Source organism: Marinoscillum sp. (genome assembly GCF_040222955.1).
In the GTDB taxonomy this organism is placed as follows: Bacteria; Bacteroidota; Bacteroidia; order Cytophagales; family Cyclobacteriaceae; genus Marinoscillum.
On the sequence record NZ_JAVKCA010000008.1, the window covers coordinates 271,674 to 288,569 of the forward strand.

Genomic DNA, 16,896 nt, shown 5'->3' on the forward strand with positions numbered 1-16,896 from the left:
CATGTCCTTTAAATTTACTAAAACTATCACAGCCAATACCACTGGCTTGGCCCTATGAAAATTTTGATTTTACGTTTTTCTTCGATCGGTGATATCGTACTCACCACCCCCGTCATACGTACGCTCAAAACCCAACTGAGTGAAGTGGAGCTACATTTCGCCACCAAAAAGGAGTACCTGCAAGTCCTGGAGGAAAACCCATACCTGGATCAGATTCATCTTTTGGAAGGGGGGCTTTCATCGCTCATTTCCCAACTCAAACAAGAAAAATTTGACTTCATTATTGACCTGCACCATAACCTCCGTACGCTGGCCATCAAAAAGCAACTGGGGGTAAAATCCTTCTCATTCAACAAGCTTAACCTGCAGAAGTGGCTCTATACTAACCTGAAGATCAACAAAATGCCCAATACTCATTTGGTAGACAGGTATATGGATACCGTGGCTCCACTAGGGGTAAAAATGGATAACCTGGGACTGGACTACTTTATCGCCGATAAAGATGAAGTGGAACTGAACTGGCTCCCTGAGTCTTATCAGAAAGGATTTGTGGCTTTTGCAATAGGAGGAAAATTTGCCACTAAAAAACTACCGAAAGACCGCATCATAGAACTCTGTGATCGCATCAATAAGCCAATAGTGCTGCTTGGGGGAAAAGAAGACACAGAGACAGGTGAAACCGTGGAGCGTTTCTTCCAAAGGGATGAAAAAAAGAATGAATTCGCAGAAGGTCTTGAAGCGCTCGGCAAAAAGGCCATTGTGTTCAATGCCTGTGGTAAATTTAACCTGAATCAATCGGCATCTTTAATCCGTCAATCACGTTGGGTATTTACGCACGATACCGGACTGATGCATATAGCAGCGGCTTTTAAAAAAGATATCTTTTGTATCTGGGGCAGTACAGTGCCGGAGTTTGGCATGTATCCCTATCGCACAAAATTCACTATTTTCGAAAACAAAAAATTGGACTGTCGACCTTGCTCGAAACTCGGCTTTGACAAATGCCCGAAAGGGCACTTCAAATGTATGAACGAAGTTTCGTTTGATTTTTATTTACCCGATTAACTCAAAAAAATGAAGACCTTATACATCATCCGGCATGCCAAATCATCATGGAGCTTTGACCTCCCTGATCATGATCGTCCTTTGGGCAGAAGGGGGCGACGGGATGTACTCATTGTAGCCAAACATCTGAGCGAAAATGAATTGACTCCCGATCTGATAATCAGCAGCACGGCCAGCCGGGCGCTAAACACCGCCCTGTACATCGCCGATGAATGGGGATACCCTGAAGAGCAAATCCTGTTGGACGAAACCCTTTTTCATGCCACCAGTGCCCACATATTGGAAGTGCTTTCCAATATCAGAGAGGCGAACTCAGTAGCCATTTTTGGCCATAATCCCGGGTTTACCGACCTGGTGAATCACTTTGCAGATGACTATGTAGACAATCTCCCCACCTGCGGAGTATATGCCTTAGAGCTAGACATTGATGACTGGAAAGACCTGAAATCCGCTGAAGCGACCAAAAAATTCCTTGTGATACCCAAAAGATTGCACCAGTAAAGTTTACTACCCCTAAGGATTGTTTTGTCTTTCTGTTAACTTTATCAAAGGACTATGGAGGCTATTTTAGAAAGATTTCCTTTTGCTTACTATCACATTGCCATGCGCTATTTAGGGGCTGCGGGGCTGGCGTTTCTGGTGTTTTATGTGATTTTCAGGAAAAGAATGCCCCTCAGAAAAATACAGGAGCGGTTTCCAAAAGCCAGGGACTACATGAGAGATGCAGGCTATTCACTGATGACCGTGGCCATTTTCGCCGTTATTTCCATTTGGTCTTTTAAGGTATTGCAGCCATACCACCTGCTTTTCGATTCATTTGAGGACATGCCAGCGTGGTACTGGCCACTGACCGTGATCCCGATGTTTTTCATTCACGATTTTTACTTCTACTGGGCACATAGGCTCATGCATCACCCCAGACTCTTCAAAAGAGTGCATAAAATACACCACCTGTCCACCAACCCCTCACCATGGACTGCCTATGCATTTCATCCCTTTGAAGCGGTGATAGAAGCCTTGATCATCACCATTCTCTGTTTTACAGTACCCACTCATGCGGGGATCATCGTTCTCTTTATGATCTTCCAGATATTTTACAATGTGTATGGTCACCTGGGCTATGAGCTCTATCCCAAAGGGTTCAATAGGACATGGATAGGCAGGTATGTGAACACTTCTGTGGCGCACAATCAACACCACCACAAGTTTCAGGGCAATTACGGGCTGTACACCCTCATCTGGGATCGCGTTTTTGGTACTCTCCGTGCCGACTATGATGAATCATACGACCAGGCAGCCAGCCGGCGAGTACTTGCCAAGAAACTATCCTGAACTTACAAAATATAGTGGCTGAGGTCTTTGTTTTTGACCAGTCCGGCAAGTTTCTCCTCCACCAGCGCTTTATCAATAACAATCCTGGCATTCTGGCCAATGGTATCGGGAATTTCGAAAAGAATTTCATTGAGCAGCTTACTCATAACCGTATGTAGCCTTCTGGCACCAATGTTTTCCACCTCTTCATTGATCTGAAAGGCAATCTCCGCCAATCTTTCCAGCGCATCATCCTGAAAGCTCAGCGACACATCTTCAGCTCCTACCAGTGCTATGTATTGCTTGGTCAGTGCATTCTTGGGCTCTTTGAGTATGCTCAGGAAATCTTCTTTGGTCAGATTATCCAGCTCCACACGGATAGGAAATCTACCCTGAAGCTCTGGAATAAGGTCTGAGGGCTTGCTGAAATGAAAGGCTCCGGCAGCAATAAAGAGAATATGATCCGTATGTACAATCCCGTATTTGGTATTGACAGCACTACCTTCCACGATGGGTAGCAGGTCACGCTGCACCCCTTCACGACTCACATCTGGTCCGCCCTGGCCTCCTCTGCTGCCCCCAGCGATCTTATCCACTTCGTCTATGAATACGATGCCTGTATTCTGTGCTTTCTGGAGCGCCTCCTCTTTCACCTCATCCATATCTATCAGCTTCGCGGACTCATCTTCCAGGAGTATTTTTCTGGCTTCCGCTATGGTCACTTTGCGCTTTTTAGTCTTTTTGGGCATCATGCTTCCCAGCATCTCCTGTATATTGATCATGGAAGCTTCATCCATGCCTCCGCCAATCATCCCCATGCCGGGTGTACTATTCTGTTTTACATCGATCTCAATCTTCCGCTCGTCCATTTCCCCATTCCTGATCTTCTCCCTAAAGCGATCTCTGGTTTTTTCGTTCAGCTCGCGTTCATCTTCCGGCTGGTCCTTGCCCATGCCCGTGGCATGGGGTGTGGGTGAACCTTTGAGCGGAGGTATCAATGCATCCAGGATGATTCCCTCTACTATTTCTCTTGCGCGCTCCTTCACTTCCTCCTTCTTGGTGGTCTTCACCATGTCCACAGCCTGCTCCACCAGGTCTCTGATCATGCTCTCTACATCCCGACCCACATAGCCCACTTCTGTAAATTTGGAAGCCTCCACCTTGGTAAACGGGGCTTCAGCCAAATGCGCCAATCTCCGGGCAATCTCCGTTTTACCCACCCCGGTAGCTCCTATCATGAGAATGTTGTTGGGTACTATCTCTCCCTGAATCTCCTCCTTCACATTCATCCGGCGCCACCTGTTTCGCAGGGCGATCGCCACATTGCGCTTTGCATCATTTTGACCAATGATGTATTTGTCTAGCTCGGCAACAATCTGCCTGGGTGTCAAATTCTTATTCATAGTACTATAAAATCTTCTTAAACGAATTTAAACTGGATTGGATGGTGAAGAAATCCGTCCCTCCAGCGGCATGATAGGTGGCATGAGAATACCTGATCTGGAATTGCTTGATCCCAAGTGCCAGTCCAAAGCTCAGTCCTGCTCCGTAGGCTTCCTCTCCCACTTTCAGTTCCTGACGCATCAGGTGGCTGTAACCAAACAAAAACTGAAGGTTTTTGTGAATAATAAACTCCGCGCCCACATTCACATGTCGAAAAATGCGATCCGCTATCTCGATGGTTTTCGATTTACTGATCTCTTCATCGAAAGAAAAATACATATTATTCTGCACAAGGTTATAAGCAGAGATGCTAAACCTGAAAGGCATATAGGTAGGTTTTACCGAAGTGCTGATTTGAACATCAAATGGGACTTGATGAGCGCCGGAGCCTGTGAAATCTGAAAGAACAAAACCAAAATTCTTAAACACCAGCCCCACCGTGAAATCGGTATCAGGCGCACGATAAATTCCTCCAAAATCTCCCAGCAAAAGCGACGAACCATAACCTGCAATGCCATTAGAAGCGTACTTAAGATTGCCACCCAGGGCAAAAGATCCGATGTGATGACTCTTCCCAACTGCCAACACAAGATCTCGCGCCTGAAAACTCCCTGTGACTGCTCCATTGGGATCGGTCTCCACAAAGTCCCCGTAATCGAGATAACTTACCCCAAACGCCAGCTTACCCAACCTGGAAACTTCTCCGGCATAGGCGCCTGAAAACGAGTAGATTCCGGCAAACATCGGGCTGAAATTAATGGCTACATCGGTAAAGGCCACAGAGTCTAAAACCGCCGGATTATGTACAAACTGCATCAAATCACCATCGGCCAGGGACACCACCTTACCCCCCAGAGCGGCATTTCGCGCGCCAAACGGTGTTTGCAGACTCTGATAGTTATCAAACTGAGCCGAAGCAGAGAAGGTCAGAAGGGTCAATATGACGGGTAACCACTTCAATTAATCCTTGTTGATCTCAGGAAGTATAAAATTCATAGGCTCTTTGGGCTTTTGCGTCAATAACGCAATTTCCGTCACCTCTTGTACAGTCTTGACAAAATGAATTTTCAGGTCCTTGATATAAAGCTCATTGATCTCTTCCAGATCTTTTTGATTACGCTCACACATGATGATCTCCCTGATCCCGGCACGCTTGGCAGCCAGGATTTTCTCCTTGATCCCGCCTACAGGCAGTACCTTACCCCGCAAAGTAATCTCACCGGTCATCGCCAGTTTGTTTCGGATCAGGCGCTGGGTATACACAGAGGCCAGTGCCGTGAGCATAGTGATCCCAGCAGATGGCCCGTCTTTTGGAATGGCTCCTGCCGGCACGTGCACATGAAGATCATAGTGCTCAAACACGCGGTAATCTATATCCAGTGAAGCAGCATTGGTTTTGAGGTAAGAAAGAGCGGTCATGGCGGACTCTTTCATCACATCCCCCAGCTGTCCGGAAAGCGTCAGTTTGCCCTTCCCGCGACTCAGACTGGCCTCAATAAAGAGGATATCTCCGCCGGAAGGTGTCCAGGCAAGGCCTGTGGCCACACCTGGCAACTTATTATCTTCATAGGCGTCCTTATCAAAGTCTTCAGGCCCCAGGATTCGTCTTACCTCCTTCTCCGTGATTTTGGGCTGGTACTCCTCTTCCATAGCAATGGATTTGGCCACATTTCGGATCACTGCTGCCACCTTACGCTCCAGACTCCTTACACCCGACTCACGGGTATAGTCATTGATCAACTTGGCAATGGCTGATTTATCAAAAGAAATCTCCTTCGCTTTCAGCCCATGCTCAGTTCGTTGCTTGGGGATCAGGTGCTTTTTGGCAATCTCCACCTTTTCTTCCAGCGTATAGCCCGTCACATCAATGATCTCCATCCGGTCGCGAAGTGGTGGCTGGATGGTATCCAGTGAATTGGCCGTGGCGATAAAAAGCACTTTCGACAGGTCATAGTCCACTTCAAGGTAATTATCCTTAAAGGTGCTGTTCTGCTCAGGATCCAGCACTTCCAGCAAAGCAGAAGATGGATCTCCACGGAAGTCCGAACTTACCTTGTCAATTTCATCCAATATGAATACCGGATTGGAGCTCTTAGCTTTATTAATGTTCTGAATGATCTTACCCGGCATAGCTCCGATGTAAGTTTTTCTATGTCCCCTGATTTCAGCTTCGTCATGCACTCCTCCCAGAGACATGCGCACGTACTTTCTACCCAGTGCATCGGCAATAGACCGGCCCAGGGAAGTCTTACCTACTCCGGGTGGGCCATATAGGCACAAAATAGGTCCTTTAAGATCGTTCTTCAGTTTCCTCACTGCCAGGTATTCCAGAATTCTCTCCTTCACTTTGTCCAACCCAAAGTGATCCTTATCCAGAATTTTTTTGGCATTCTTCAAATCAAAATTATCTTCTGTCCCCTCTTCCCATGGCAGATCTACCAGGAGTTCGGCATAGTTCATAGCCACCGGATACTCCGCCGCGGCAGGGTTCATTCTGCCTATCTTATCCAGTTCCTTCATGAAGTGTTTCTTTACTTCCTCAGGCCATTTCTTACTTTTTGCTTTGTCTCTGAGGGCATTCACTTCCTGGTCGGGGCCATCCTGCCCCAACTCATCCTGGAGTACTTTCATCTGCTGTCGCAAATAGTAATCCCGCTGCTGCTGGTCTATGTCGGAGTGCACCTTGTTGGCGATTTCATGCTTCAGCTCCAGCATCTGAATATCCTTCAGCATGTATTTCAGCAGGAGCTCTGCACGCTCCTTCGGATTGTTGGTTTCCAGCAGCTTCTGCTTATCGCTCACTTCCGCATTGATGTTGGACGACAGAAAATGAGTCAGAAATGTATAACTCTGGATATTCTCCAGTGCCACCTGGGCTTCTTTAGGAATCTCAGGATTGAGCTTAAGCACTTTATAGGCAGCTTCTTTCAGTGAAGAGGTAATGGCATTTATTTCATCCTCACCCATCTCATCGGTTTCCTTGAGTAATCGGAATGTGGCTTTTAAAAATGGTTCCTCCTTGACGGGTTCTCCAAGTTCGAAACGCTGCTGCCCTTGTATAATGATCGTCGTATTGCCATCAGGCAATACCAACATCTTGAGGATTTTGGCTACTGTACCTATCTTATACAGATCATTGAATGCCGGCTCCTCCTTCTTCGTATTATTTTGAGCCACCACCCCAATGATCCGGTCCCCTTTATAGGCCTTTTTCACCAGTCGAATGGATTTGGTCCTTCCGACGGTGATTGGCAAAACCACTCCGGGAAAAAGCACCGTGTTTTTAATAGGTAAAATAGGAAGCTCATCCGGCAAATTATCGTCGGTCATTTCCTCTCCGTCTTCATCAGCTACGAGCTGAATAAGCTCTCCGGATTCGTCCTCCAAAAACTCGGAAAAATATAAAGGGTTGGTAATATTATCTTCAAACATAAATATCGTGTCAATATGGCAGTATCTACCTCAAAAATCTACTTTCAAAAGAATCAGGTAGACAAATGTCAATAGCTGTGCCAAATTAGCTACTGTGCCAGAAATGGTATTATCTTTAACCTGATTTGTTTGAGAGTCTGTCGAAAAGACATGCTTATATGAATGGGGAAAAAATCCGCCTTTTTTGTTTATTCTTTATCCTCGCTTGCGCTACATCGTCGTTAACCGCTCAGCGTATTACTACTAAACGTATCAGCACTGATTCTGTGCCAGAAGATGTGTTCTTAAATATCTATGATTTTAAGAACATTAATAAACTACCAGACTATTATAACGCCGACCAGCTCAAAAGGATCAGCAAACTCGACCAGGAGGAGGATTGGGAAGGACTCTACAAGGCACTCAAAGCTTACGTCAGCAAATTCGGCATTCAAAATTTCTACAAAGACACCAAACTCATCTGGCGACTGGCCAAGCTCACTGAGCTGTTTGGTGACGATGAAGAAGCGAAAAACCTCTACCGGCTGGTATTGAGGCATCATCACTCCGGCATCAACATGAAGGAGATTGAACTCTACTATGACTCGCTCAATGATCAGGAGGCTGCCCAATATGTACCCCTGGACTATTACTACGAACTGGTGGAATACCGGACACTGATCGATACCCTGCGGCCACCAAGAGGTATTTTACTCAATATGGGGCAGGAAATCAACAGTGCCAAGGCGGACTATGCACCTTCCCTCAATGTGCAAAATGATGTATTAATTTTCACTTCGCAGCGAAATGACCTGGATCTGAGCATTCGACGCACCTTCAATGAAGACTTATTTTTTAGCCGCAAAGACGAATACGGCTCATGGAGCAAGGCGGAGGAGTTTGTGGAGATCAACTCACGCTATAAGGAAGGCTCAGCTATACTTACCCGAGATGGAAAAACCCTTTACTTTTCAAGATGCGATTGTCTGGATTGCTTCGGTGATTGTGACCTCTTTTCAGCCAAACTCCAATCGGACAGCACCTGGGGGGAAGTGAAAAATCTGGGTACACGGGTCAATAGCCTCAGCTGGGACTCGCACCCTTCGCTCTCTCACAGTGAGGACACACTGTATTTCGCATCCGACCGATTGGGTGGATTTGGTTTGTCAGACATCTACTACACCTACAAAATGAAAAACGGTGAGTGGTCTTCCGCCAAAAACCTGGGGCCCATCATCAACACCCGAAACAATGATGTAAGCCCTTTCTATCACCCGGTATACAAGGTGCTCTATTTTGGCTCCAATGGGCAGCTCTATAATTTCGGGGAATACGACATCTACAAATCCTACCAAATAGACGGCAACTGGTCCGAACCCTACAACATAGGCCCTCTGGTCAATGGAAAAGGGAGTGAATATTATTTTACCATCGATTCTAAATCAGAACTGCTTTTCTATGCCCGATCCATTAGCCACGACCTCAATAAGCAGGACATTTACTCTTTTCCACTGCCCATGAATGCCCAGCCTCTGGCCACCACCAAAGTCACAGGCTCGCTGACTGATTCACTAACAGGCAAAGCTTTTCGGGGCATCGTCTCCATCATAGACCTGGATGAGGGTGTGGAAGTAGCCCCGCGGTATCTGCGACCAGACGGAAGCTTCGAGTTTGACCTCATTGACCAGAGAAATTATCTACTGGTGATACAAGGGGATGATTTTTTCAGAATTGAGGACTCTTTCTTCCTGGATGGCACCCGGGAGCTCAAAAAAGTAACTGAGCCACTGGCCAGCCGGGTAAAATTTGAATCAATAGAATTTGATAACGGAAAGTCAGCACTGAAAAAGGAAATGTACAGTGACCTCAATAAGATTGTGAATTTTCTCTATGACAACCCGGATTTTAAGCTTAGAATCTCCGGCCACACAGACTCCTACGGGTCTGATGAGCACAATCTGCGGCTGTCTCAGGATCGTGCACGCAACATCAGGGATTATATGGTAGATTTTGCCGGGTTAGGGTCTGAACGAGTGGATTGGGAGGGATACGGTAGTTCCCGCCCAATCGTGGAAGAAATAAACGAAGAGGCCAAGGCCATCAACCGACGGGTAGAGTTTGAGATCTACCGCCCGGCACCCGAGCCTCCTTCAGAAGATTAAATCTGTTTCTTAAAACAGTTTGTATACGTCATTGAAGATGGCGTAGCTCATCAGGCCGAGCAACAATACCATTCCCACTTTCTGTGCGTTCTCCAGAAACTTATCGCTTGGCTTTCTGCCCGTCACAATCTCCCAGGTGAGGAAAACTACGTGGCCCCCATCCAGTGCCGGAATAGGAAGCAGGTTCATAAAGGCCAGTACCATGGAGATCAATCCTGTGATCCTCCAGAAGTTATTCCAGTCCCAGGTACCACCAAAGAATTGAGCAATGCCTATAGGTCCAGAGAGAGATTTTGAGGGTGACACATCACCGGAAAACATCTTGCCAAAGGCTTTTACATTATAAAAGACCACATTGAATGCCTGGCTGGTTCCATTCACCACAGCCTCCCCAAAGGTGAAATCACGATGTGAGTAGTTCAGCTCCATAGTTGGATAAAAACCAATGGTAGCATCCTCTGAAATATCAAATGCCATGGCCAGTTCGCGACCTTCCCGCAGCACCGTGGCATTGATCTGGCCACCTGGCACCGAATCCAGCGCAGTTTTGAACTCATCAAAATACTTCACCGGCACACCAGCCACAGCCACGATACGGTCACCTTCTTTCAGGCCACCTTTATCAGCATTGCTACCTTCTCTCACCTGCCCTACGGTGAAGGACTCTCTAGGCCTGAAAAAAGCAGCTTTTTTATCAGAAAACTTATCTATAAAGTCATTTGGGATTGGGATAGTGATGGTTTTTCCACCACGATCTACCGTGTAAAATCCATCCGTACCCAACAGTACATTAGGGCTCCTCAGATCACTGAAAGTTTCATAATCCTTGCCATTGATATTAAGAATCCTGTCTCCAGTCTGTAGACCCAGCTGCAAACCCAAGTCATAAGCCACAATACCGTGTTTGTTCAACTCCTCTTTAGAAAGAAAATCCTCGCCATTGGAGTAAACAAGCGCTATGAAAATAACGATCCCAGTGATGACATTCACAATAATACCTCCCAGCATCACTATCAGGCGCTGCCACGCCGGCTTGGCTCTGAACTCCCACGGCTCAGGCTCTTCACTCAGCGTCTTGGTATCGAGTGACTCATCGATCATACCAGAAATTTTCACAAAGCCGCCCAATGGTATGGCCCCAATGGAATACTCAGTCTCACCGAATTTCTTTCCCCATATTTTGGGAGGAAACCCAATAGAGTACTTTTCTACCCGCATTCCAAATGCTTTGGCCGCCAACAAATGTCCCAACTCGTGCAACCCAACTAAAATTGATAAGCCCAGCAGAAGCTGAGCCGTCATAATTAAACCTTCCATCTATTTGATTAATTCTTTTGCTATGATCCTTGTTTCTATGTCTGTATTAATATAATCGTCTAATTCAGGCTCGCTAATGTAACTCACCTTTTGCATGCAAGCCGCTATGACGTCTGATATTTCTAAAAAACCGATGTTATCCTGTAAAAATTCCGACACTGCTATTTCATTCGCAGCATTCAGTATACATGGAGTGTTGCCCCCTTTGCCAATGGCGTCAAAGGCGAGCTGTAAGTTACGAAAAGTCTCCGTGTCAGGTTTTTCAAATGTGAGTTCCGGGTAATTTATAAAGTCGAACCGGGGAAAATCCGATTTGAACCGTTCCGGAAAACTCAACGCATACTGTATGGGCAACCGCATATCGGGCAGTCCCAACTGAGCCTTGATAGACCCATCTTCAAACTGCACCATGCTATGAATAATGCTCTGTGGGTGTACCACCACCTCTATCTGATCCAGTTCCACGCCAAACAGCCACTTGGCTTCAATGACCTCCAACCCCTTGTTCATGAGGGTGGCTGAGTCTATGGTGATTTTCGCACCCATGTCCCAGTTGGGATGCTTCAGCGCCTGTTCTTTTTTGATCTGCAGAAGCTGATTCCGCACCTGCCCCCTGAATGGACCGCCTGAAGCAGTCAGGATTATTTTTTCGATGGGATTATTAAACTCCCCTACTATGCACTGAAAAATAGCCGAGTGCTCGGAGTCTACCGGCAGGATATTGCACCGGTGCTCCATGGCCAGCCGGGTCACCAGCTGACCAGCCACTACCAGGGTCTCCTTATTGGCGAGGGCAATGTCTTTGCCTGCTTTGATGGCATTAATGGTAGGTACCAGTCCGGAATAACCCACCAATGCTGTAAGAACAATGTCTATGCTCTCCATTTTCACCACATCTGCCAGGGCATTTTGACCAGCGTACACTTTGATATCTGCAGAATCCAGGGCTTCAAAAACCTGATCATAAAGAGATTCATTGCCGATCACGACGGTATTGGGCCTGTATTTGAGCGCCTGACGGATGAGCAGCTCTGCATTGTTTTGTGCGGTAAGCACCTCCACTTCGAATTTGTCCGTGTGGCGATCTATCACCTCCAGCGTCTGAGTTCCTATGGAGCCCGTAGACCCCAGGATAGCAATCCCTCTTTTCTTTTCTCCCTCCTTCATTATGCTTTGAACTGCTGCATAGCTTCCGCTATATTCCGGTCATTAGACAACCTCGGCACTTTGTTCTGCCCCCCTAACTTCCCGATAGACCTCATGTATTCGATAAATGCATTTTGCTTTAAATCAATCACCTCCAGCGGTCGCAAAATTGATCCTGAAATCAGATCATCGTAGTAGGTGTTTCTTTTACGAAGCTGCAAATCTAACTCTTTTTGAAAACCCAACTGATCTTTTGGAGGAGTTGCAAACTCTACATACCACTCATGCAGGGGAAGTCCCTCTTTTGGTGTCACATTTGGGGCCACACTAAACTCCACCAATTCCACTTCAGGGAACAGTGCGCAGGTAGCCTTCATGGCCTGTTCCACCTCCTCGCCTATCACGTGCTCACCAAATGCGGAGATGAAATGCTTAATGCGTCCGGTAACCAAAAGCCGGTATGGATTCTTGCTGATAAACTTCACCGTATCTCCAATAGAATAGCCCCAAAGGCCGGCGTTGCTATTGAGGATGAGTGCATAGTTGACACCTAATTCAACCTGGTCAATTTTCAGACGGGTTGGGTTTTCATTGAAGTATTCATCTGCGGGGATAAACTCAAAAAAGATCCCACTATTGGCCAGCAGCAGCAGCCCCGGCTCTGTCTGACTGTCCTGATAGGCGATAAACCCTTCGGAAGCCGGGTAGGTTTCTATAGACGGAATCTCTTTTCCAATGGTCTCAAAGAGTTTGGCTCTGTAAGGTTCAAAATTCACCCCGCCGTACACGAACATCTCAAAATTTGGGAAAATGTCTTTGATGGGCTTTCCTGTTTTGGCCTTGAGGCGATCAAAATACATCTGCACCCACGGAGGAATACCTGAAATCAGCGTCATGTCCTGATCATAAGTTTCCTCCACGATCTGGTCTACCTTTTTCTCCCAATCTTCCATACAATTGGTTTCATAGGTGGGCATTTGGTTGGTTCGCAGATAGCCAGGTACGTGATGATTCACAATACCCGACAAGCGCCCGGTATTAATCCCTGCTTTTTGATCCAATGTAGGTGCTCCCGACAGGAAGATGAGTTTCCCATCCAAAAACCGACCATTGCCGGTTTCATGCACATAGGAAAGCAATGCATTTCGAGCAGAATTGATGTGATTTGGGATGGAATCTTTGGTAATTGGAATGTACTTGGTGCCACTGGTGGTGCCCGAGGTTTTGGCAAAATAGGCAGGTTTTCCCGGCCACAGGACATCAGACTCTCCTGCTAAAATCTTTTTCACATATGGGGAAAGGCCCTCATAATCCCGGATGGGCACCTGTTTTTTGAAGTCGTCGTAATGCTGTATTCCTTCAAAGCCATGATCCCTGCCAAATTGGGTATCCCTGGCCTTTGTCACTATTTCCTTCAAAATTTTATCCTGAAACAGCCCCGCAGAACCTGTCCATTTTTTAGTTTCTCTGGCTATGTAAGCGGCAAAAGGCTTACTCAGTACTGATCGTATCCCCATAATCTATTTATATCCAGACCAAAGTAAATTAAAGCAGTTCCGAAATCCTAAATTCCAAAAACTACTTTCAGTTCCCTTCAATTTTTCTGATCAGGCCGATTGCCGCACCATGAAAATTTTAGCTTTTTTAACAAAACTTTTTTTCAGCAAATACATATATAGTGTAGCTATGCTATTGCAAAAATCGGACATAAAGTCATGAAAAAGAACATCATCATCTTCGGTTGTGTAAGCCTGTTCTCTGGGATCATAGGCGGTTTTTTCACCTTTACCCTCATCAAAAATGAAGGGTTGCTGAATAGTGAGCGTGCCTCCACAGTCTCGCTCAATCAAACACACGATGACCTGGGTTTTACCCCGCAATACTCCGAGATCAACCCAAAGGTGGTCAATGCGGAGGATGATTTTGTATTCGCCTCTGAGCAAAGTAAGTCCAGTGTGGTGTTTATCCAGACCCTTAGCGAGTATGAATACCGTACCGGGAGCTGGTTGGATTGGTTTTTTGAGCCCCGTGCATCGCAGCAGATCAGTAGTGGCTCTGGTGTGATTCTCTCTGAAGACGGTTACATCATCACCAACAATCACGTGGTGCATGATGCAGACATCATCAAAGTAGTACATGGCAAAAGAACCTATGACGGCAAACTTATGGGGACTGACCCGAGCACAGACCTGGCCGTTATCAAGGTCAATCAGCAAAACCTGCCCGCAATTAAGTTTGGAAATTCAGATGATGTAAACGTTGGTGAATGGGTTCTTGCCGTTGGCAACCCTTTCAACCTCACCTCTACAGTGACCGCTGGTATTGTCAGTGCCAAGGGCCGAAATATTAATATCCTGAGGGATAAATTCCCCATCGAATCCTTCATCCAAACGGATGCTGCCATCAACCCTGGAAATAGTGGTGGCGCTCTTGTGAATACTCAAGGGAACCTCATTGGGATTAATACAGCCATCCTGTCCCGGACCGGCTCTTACACTGGTTATGGTTTTGCTGTCCCATCCAATATTGTCAGAAAAGTATTCGAGGACATCAAAAATTATGGTGAAGTCCAAAAAGCCTTTATAGGAGCGGAATTCATTGACATCAACAGCGAGCTGGCCACTAAAATGAATCTGGAAGACCTATCTGGGGTCATTGTAGCCAACGTACAACGGGAAGGGGCTGCTGCCAAAGGCAACCTGGAGAAAGGCGATGTAATCAGGGAAATTAACGGTCGAAAAATTGATAGCAAGGCCTTTCTGGAGGAGTACATGGGCAACATGTATCCCGGAGAGGAGATCAAACTGCTAATAGAGCGTGAGGGCACCAGAAAAGAGAAGAAGCTCACCCTCACCAACAGAGAAGGCACTACGGGTATCATCCGCAGAGAGGTGTATGCTTCGGAATGGCTGGACGCCACCTTTGAGTCCGTACCCAAGGTAGAGCGCGACCTATTGGGGATCAAAAGCGGAGTGAAAGTAGTGGACTATAAGAAGACCGGTATTTTCGCCAAACTGGGAATAGCGGAAGGCTTCATTATCACCCACATCAATAACACTGTAGTGGAAAGTCCGGCAGAATTCTCAGAGATTCTGGAGCGCATCAAAGGCAGGGTAATCATTTCCGGCATTGATAAGCACGGCCGAAATGTCTACTATCCCTACTTCTTTTAGGCTACAGCCGTTCGGATTTTGAGCTTCTTTTTGAGCTCGTCAATTGAGAACCTAAACTTGGAATTGGTGTCAATCATGTCGTTGACAGACTGTACGGCGTGAATAACCGTAGAGTGATCCCGACCTCCAAAATGATATCCAATTGACTTCAGAGAGTGATTGGTGTAATCCTTGGAGAAATACATCGCTACCTGACGTGCAATCACAATCTCCTTTTTCCTTGTTTTGGCTTTCAGATCGTCCTGAGCCACATTGAAGTAGTCAGAAACGGTCTTCTGTATGTAATCTATGCCCACCTCAGAATCTATATCAGTGACTATGTTCTTCAGAATCTGCTTGGCCAACTCCAGGTCCATTTCTTTCTTGGTGAGCGATGCATGAGCGATCAGAGAAATCACCACCCCTTCCAGCTCCCTAATGTTAGTATCTACGGTATAGGCAATATATTCTATGACCTGCTCAGGAATATCGATCCCATCAGCCTGCATTTTGGTCTGAATGATGGCCATCCTGGTCTCAAAATCAGGAGCCTGCAGATCCGCAGTAAGCCCCCATTTGAACCTTGAAACCAGACGTTCCTGCAGCCCCTTAAGGTCTTTTGGCGCACAGTCAGAAGTCATGATAATCTGTTTGCCACTCTGATGCAGGTGATTGAAAATATGAAAGAAAATTTCCTGCGTCTTTTCCTTTTCCTTCAAAAACTGCACATCATCCAGAATGAGCACATCCACTTCCTTGTAGTAGTTGATGAAGTCCTGAAGGTTGTTATTCTTAAGTGCTTCTATGAATTGATTGGTGAACTTCTCAGACGCCACATAGATGATTTTCTTGGAATTGTCTGCACTGATAACCTCATTCCCTATGGCCTGCACCAAATGTGTTTTACCAAGTCCCACCCCGCCATAAAACATCAGCGGATTGAATGAAGTGATCCCCGGTTTCTGAGCTACCGCATAGCCTGCTGATCTGGCCAGTCGGTTACAGTCACCTTCAATAAAATTCTCGAATCTATAAGAAGGGTTGAGGTTGGAATTGCGCTTTAACTCTTGATGAAAATCCGGATTTTTATAGGCATCATATCCATTCACCCGGTTTTTATTTTGACTGTTACTCGCACCGGAGACATTTACCGTTACCGGCTTGGTCTGCTCGTCTCCACGATCCACCACAACAGAATATTCCAATCTGCCGCCTTCTCCAATTTCCGACTTAATCGCCTGTTTAAGCAAGTGCACATAGTTTTCCTCCAACCACTCATAAAAAAACTGACTGGGCACTTGGATGGTCAAAACCTGATTATTCATACTCAATGGAGTAATAGGTTCGAACCATGTGGAAAAACTCTGAGCAGGAATGCGCTCCTTAATAAACAGGAGGCATTTTTCCCATGTTTCTACATGCATCGGCGATTTATATTTTATTTGGAAATTAGACCCAAAAAGAGACTCCCCGAAAAAAGAGGGACATCAAAATTGCGGATAAAATTTTTAAGAAAAAAATGACATTAGCCCTTGACTTTTTAGAATCCTTGAATACTAACAGAATTCCCCTCTTTGAAAGAAATTTTCTTTAAAAAATGCAAACCAATTATTTTTAACTATTTCTCTCCGACTACTATTTCAAAGTTATAAAAAGTAACTTTGAAAACCCATGAATAAACACAGCTCCATCTTCACTGAATTTAATAAAACCAGCTATGAAGACTGGTTTGCAGAAGCCACCAGCCTCCTAAAAGGTAAAGACCCCAACCAAACGCTCACCTGGCAATCAGAGCATGATCTACCACTGGCAGCGTATTATGATCCATCCACTTCCAAAGGACTCGGATATCTACGAACTTTCAATGTACACAATAATTCTGAGGGGAA

General features: G+C 45.9%; 12 protein-coding genes. 5 read left to right on the forward strand and 7 right to left on the reverse strand.

Annotation, left to right across the window (positions count from 1 at the left end):
• The first annotated feature begins 54 nt into the window (after positions 1-54).
• Genes RIH33_RS07085 through RIH33_RS07095 form a run of 3 tightly spaced genes read left to right on the forward strand, consistent with a single transcriptional unit; the run spans position 55 to position 2,397 of the window.
• A complete protein-coding gene (locus tag RIH33_RS07085) occupies positions 55-1,065 on the forward strand; it encodes a glycosyltransferase family 9 protein (RefSeq protein WP_406654400.1) in 1,011 nt (336 codons plus the stop codon).
• Between the two features lie 9 nt (positions 1,066-1,074).
• Positions 1,075-1,566: a SixA phosphatase family protein gene (locus RIH33_RS07090; RefSeq protein ID WP_406654402.1), complete on the forward strand. Its 492-nt coding sequence runs from the start codon at positions 1,075-1,077 to the stop codon at positions 1,564-1,566.
• 54 nt (positions 1,567-1,620) lie between these two features.
• Positions 1,621-2,397 carry a sterol desaturase family protein gene (locus RIH33_RS07095; protein WP_406654403.1) on the forward strand — a complete coding sequence of 259 codons (777 nt, stop codon included), beginning with the start codon at positions 1,621-1,623 and terminating at the stop codon, positions 2,395-2,397.
• Between the two features lie 2 nt (positions 2,398-2,399).
• Here the strand turns inward: RIH33_RS07095 and hslU are convergent, their stop codons facing one another.
• The 3 genes from hslU to lon are packed head-to-tail and all read right to left on the reverse strand — an operon-like array spanning position 2,400 to position 7,251.
• Positions 2,400-3,779: an ATP-dependent protease ATPase subunit HslU gene (hslU, locus tag RIH33_RS07100; RefSeq protein ID WP_406654404.1), complete on the reverse strand. Its 1,380-nt coding sequence runs from the start codon at positions 3,777-3,779 to the stop codon at positions 2,400-2,402.
• Positions 3,780-3,783: 4 nt separating this feature from the next.
• Positions 3,784-4,779 (reverse strand): type IX secretion system protein PorQ, encoded by a 996-nt coding sequence (porQ, locus tag RIH33_RS07105; RefSeq protein WP_406654406.1) that lies wholly within the window; start codon positions 4,777-4,779, stop codon positions 3,784-3,786.
• A complete protein-coding gene (gene lon, locus RIH33_RS07110) occupies positions 4,780-7,251 on the reverse strand; it encodes an endopeptidase La (protein WP_406654407.1) in 2,472 nt (823 codons plus the stop codon).
• Positions 7,252-7,409: 158 nt separating this feature from the next.
• Between lon and RIH33_RS07115 the strand changes: the two genes are divergently transcribed.
• Positions 7,410-9,392, forward strand: coding sequence for an OmpA family protein (locus RIH33_RS07115; protein ID WP_406654409.1), 1,983 nt, complete (start codon positions 7,410-7,412; stop codon positions 9,390-9,392).
• A 9-nt stretch (positions 9,393-9,401) separates the two neighbouring features.
• On the opposite strand, the gene rseP is transcribed toward RIH33_RS07115, so the two are convergent.
• Genes rseP through RIH33_RS07130 form a run of 3 tightly spaced genes read right to left on the reverse strand, consistent with a single transcriptional unit; the run spans position 9,402 to position 13,372 of the window.
• Positions 9,402-10,709, reverse strand: coding sequence for an RIP metalloprotease RseP (rseP, locus tag RIH33_RS07120; RefSeq protein ID WP_406654411.1), 1,308 nt, complete (start codon positions 10,707-10,709; stop codon positions 9,402-9,404).
• A complete protein-coding gene (locus tag RIH33_RS07125; RefSeq protein WP_406654412.1) occupies positions 10,710-11,876 on the reverse strand; it encodes a 1-deoxy-D-xylulose-5-phosphate reductoisomerase in 1,167 nt (388 codons plus the stop codon). It abuts the gene before it with no gap.
• Positions 11,876-13,372: a GH3 auxin-responsive promoter family protein gene (locus tag RIH33_RS07130; protein WP_406654414.1), complete on the reverse strand. Its 1,497-nt coding sequence runs from the start codon at positions 13,370-13,372 to the stop codon at positions 11,876-11,878. Before RIH33_RS07130 ends, RIH33_RS07125 begins: the two co-directional genes overlap by 1 nt.
• A gap of 198 nt (positions 13,373-13,570) precedes the next feature.
• Between RIH33_RS07130 and RIH33_RS07135 the strand changes: the two genes are divergently transcribed.
• Positions 13,571-15,028 carry a trypsin-like peptidase domain-containing protein gene (locus tag RIH33_RS07135; RefSeq protein ID WP_406654416.1) on the forward strand — a complete coding sequence of 486 codons (1,458 nt, stop codon included), beginning with the start codon at positions 13,571-13,573 and terminating at the stop codon, positions 15,026-15,028.
• Here the strand turns inward: RIH33_RS07135 and dnaA are convergent.
• Positions 15,025-16,431: a chromosomal replication initiator protein DnaA gene (gene dnaA / locus RIH33_RS07140; RefSeq protein WP_406654418.1), complete on the reverse strand. Its 1,407-nt coding sequence runs from the start codon at positions 16,429-16,431 to the stop codon at positions 15,025-15,027. The genes RIH33_RS07135 and dnaA overlap by 4 nt on opposite strands.
• Between the last annotated feature and the right edge of the window lie 465 nt (positions 16,432-16,896).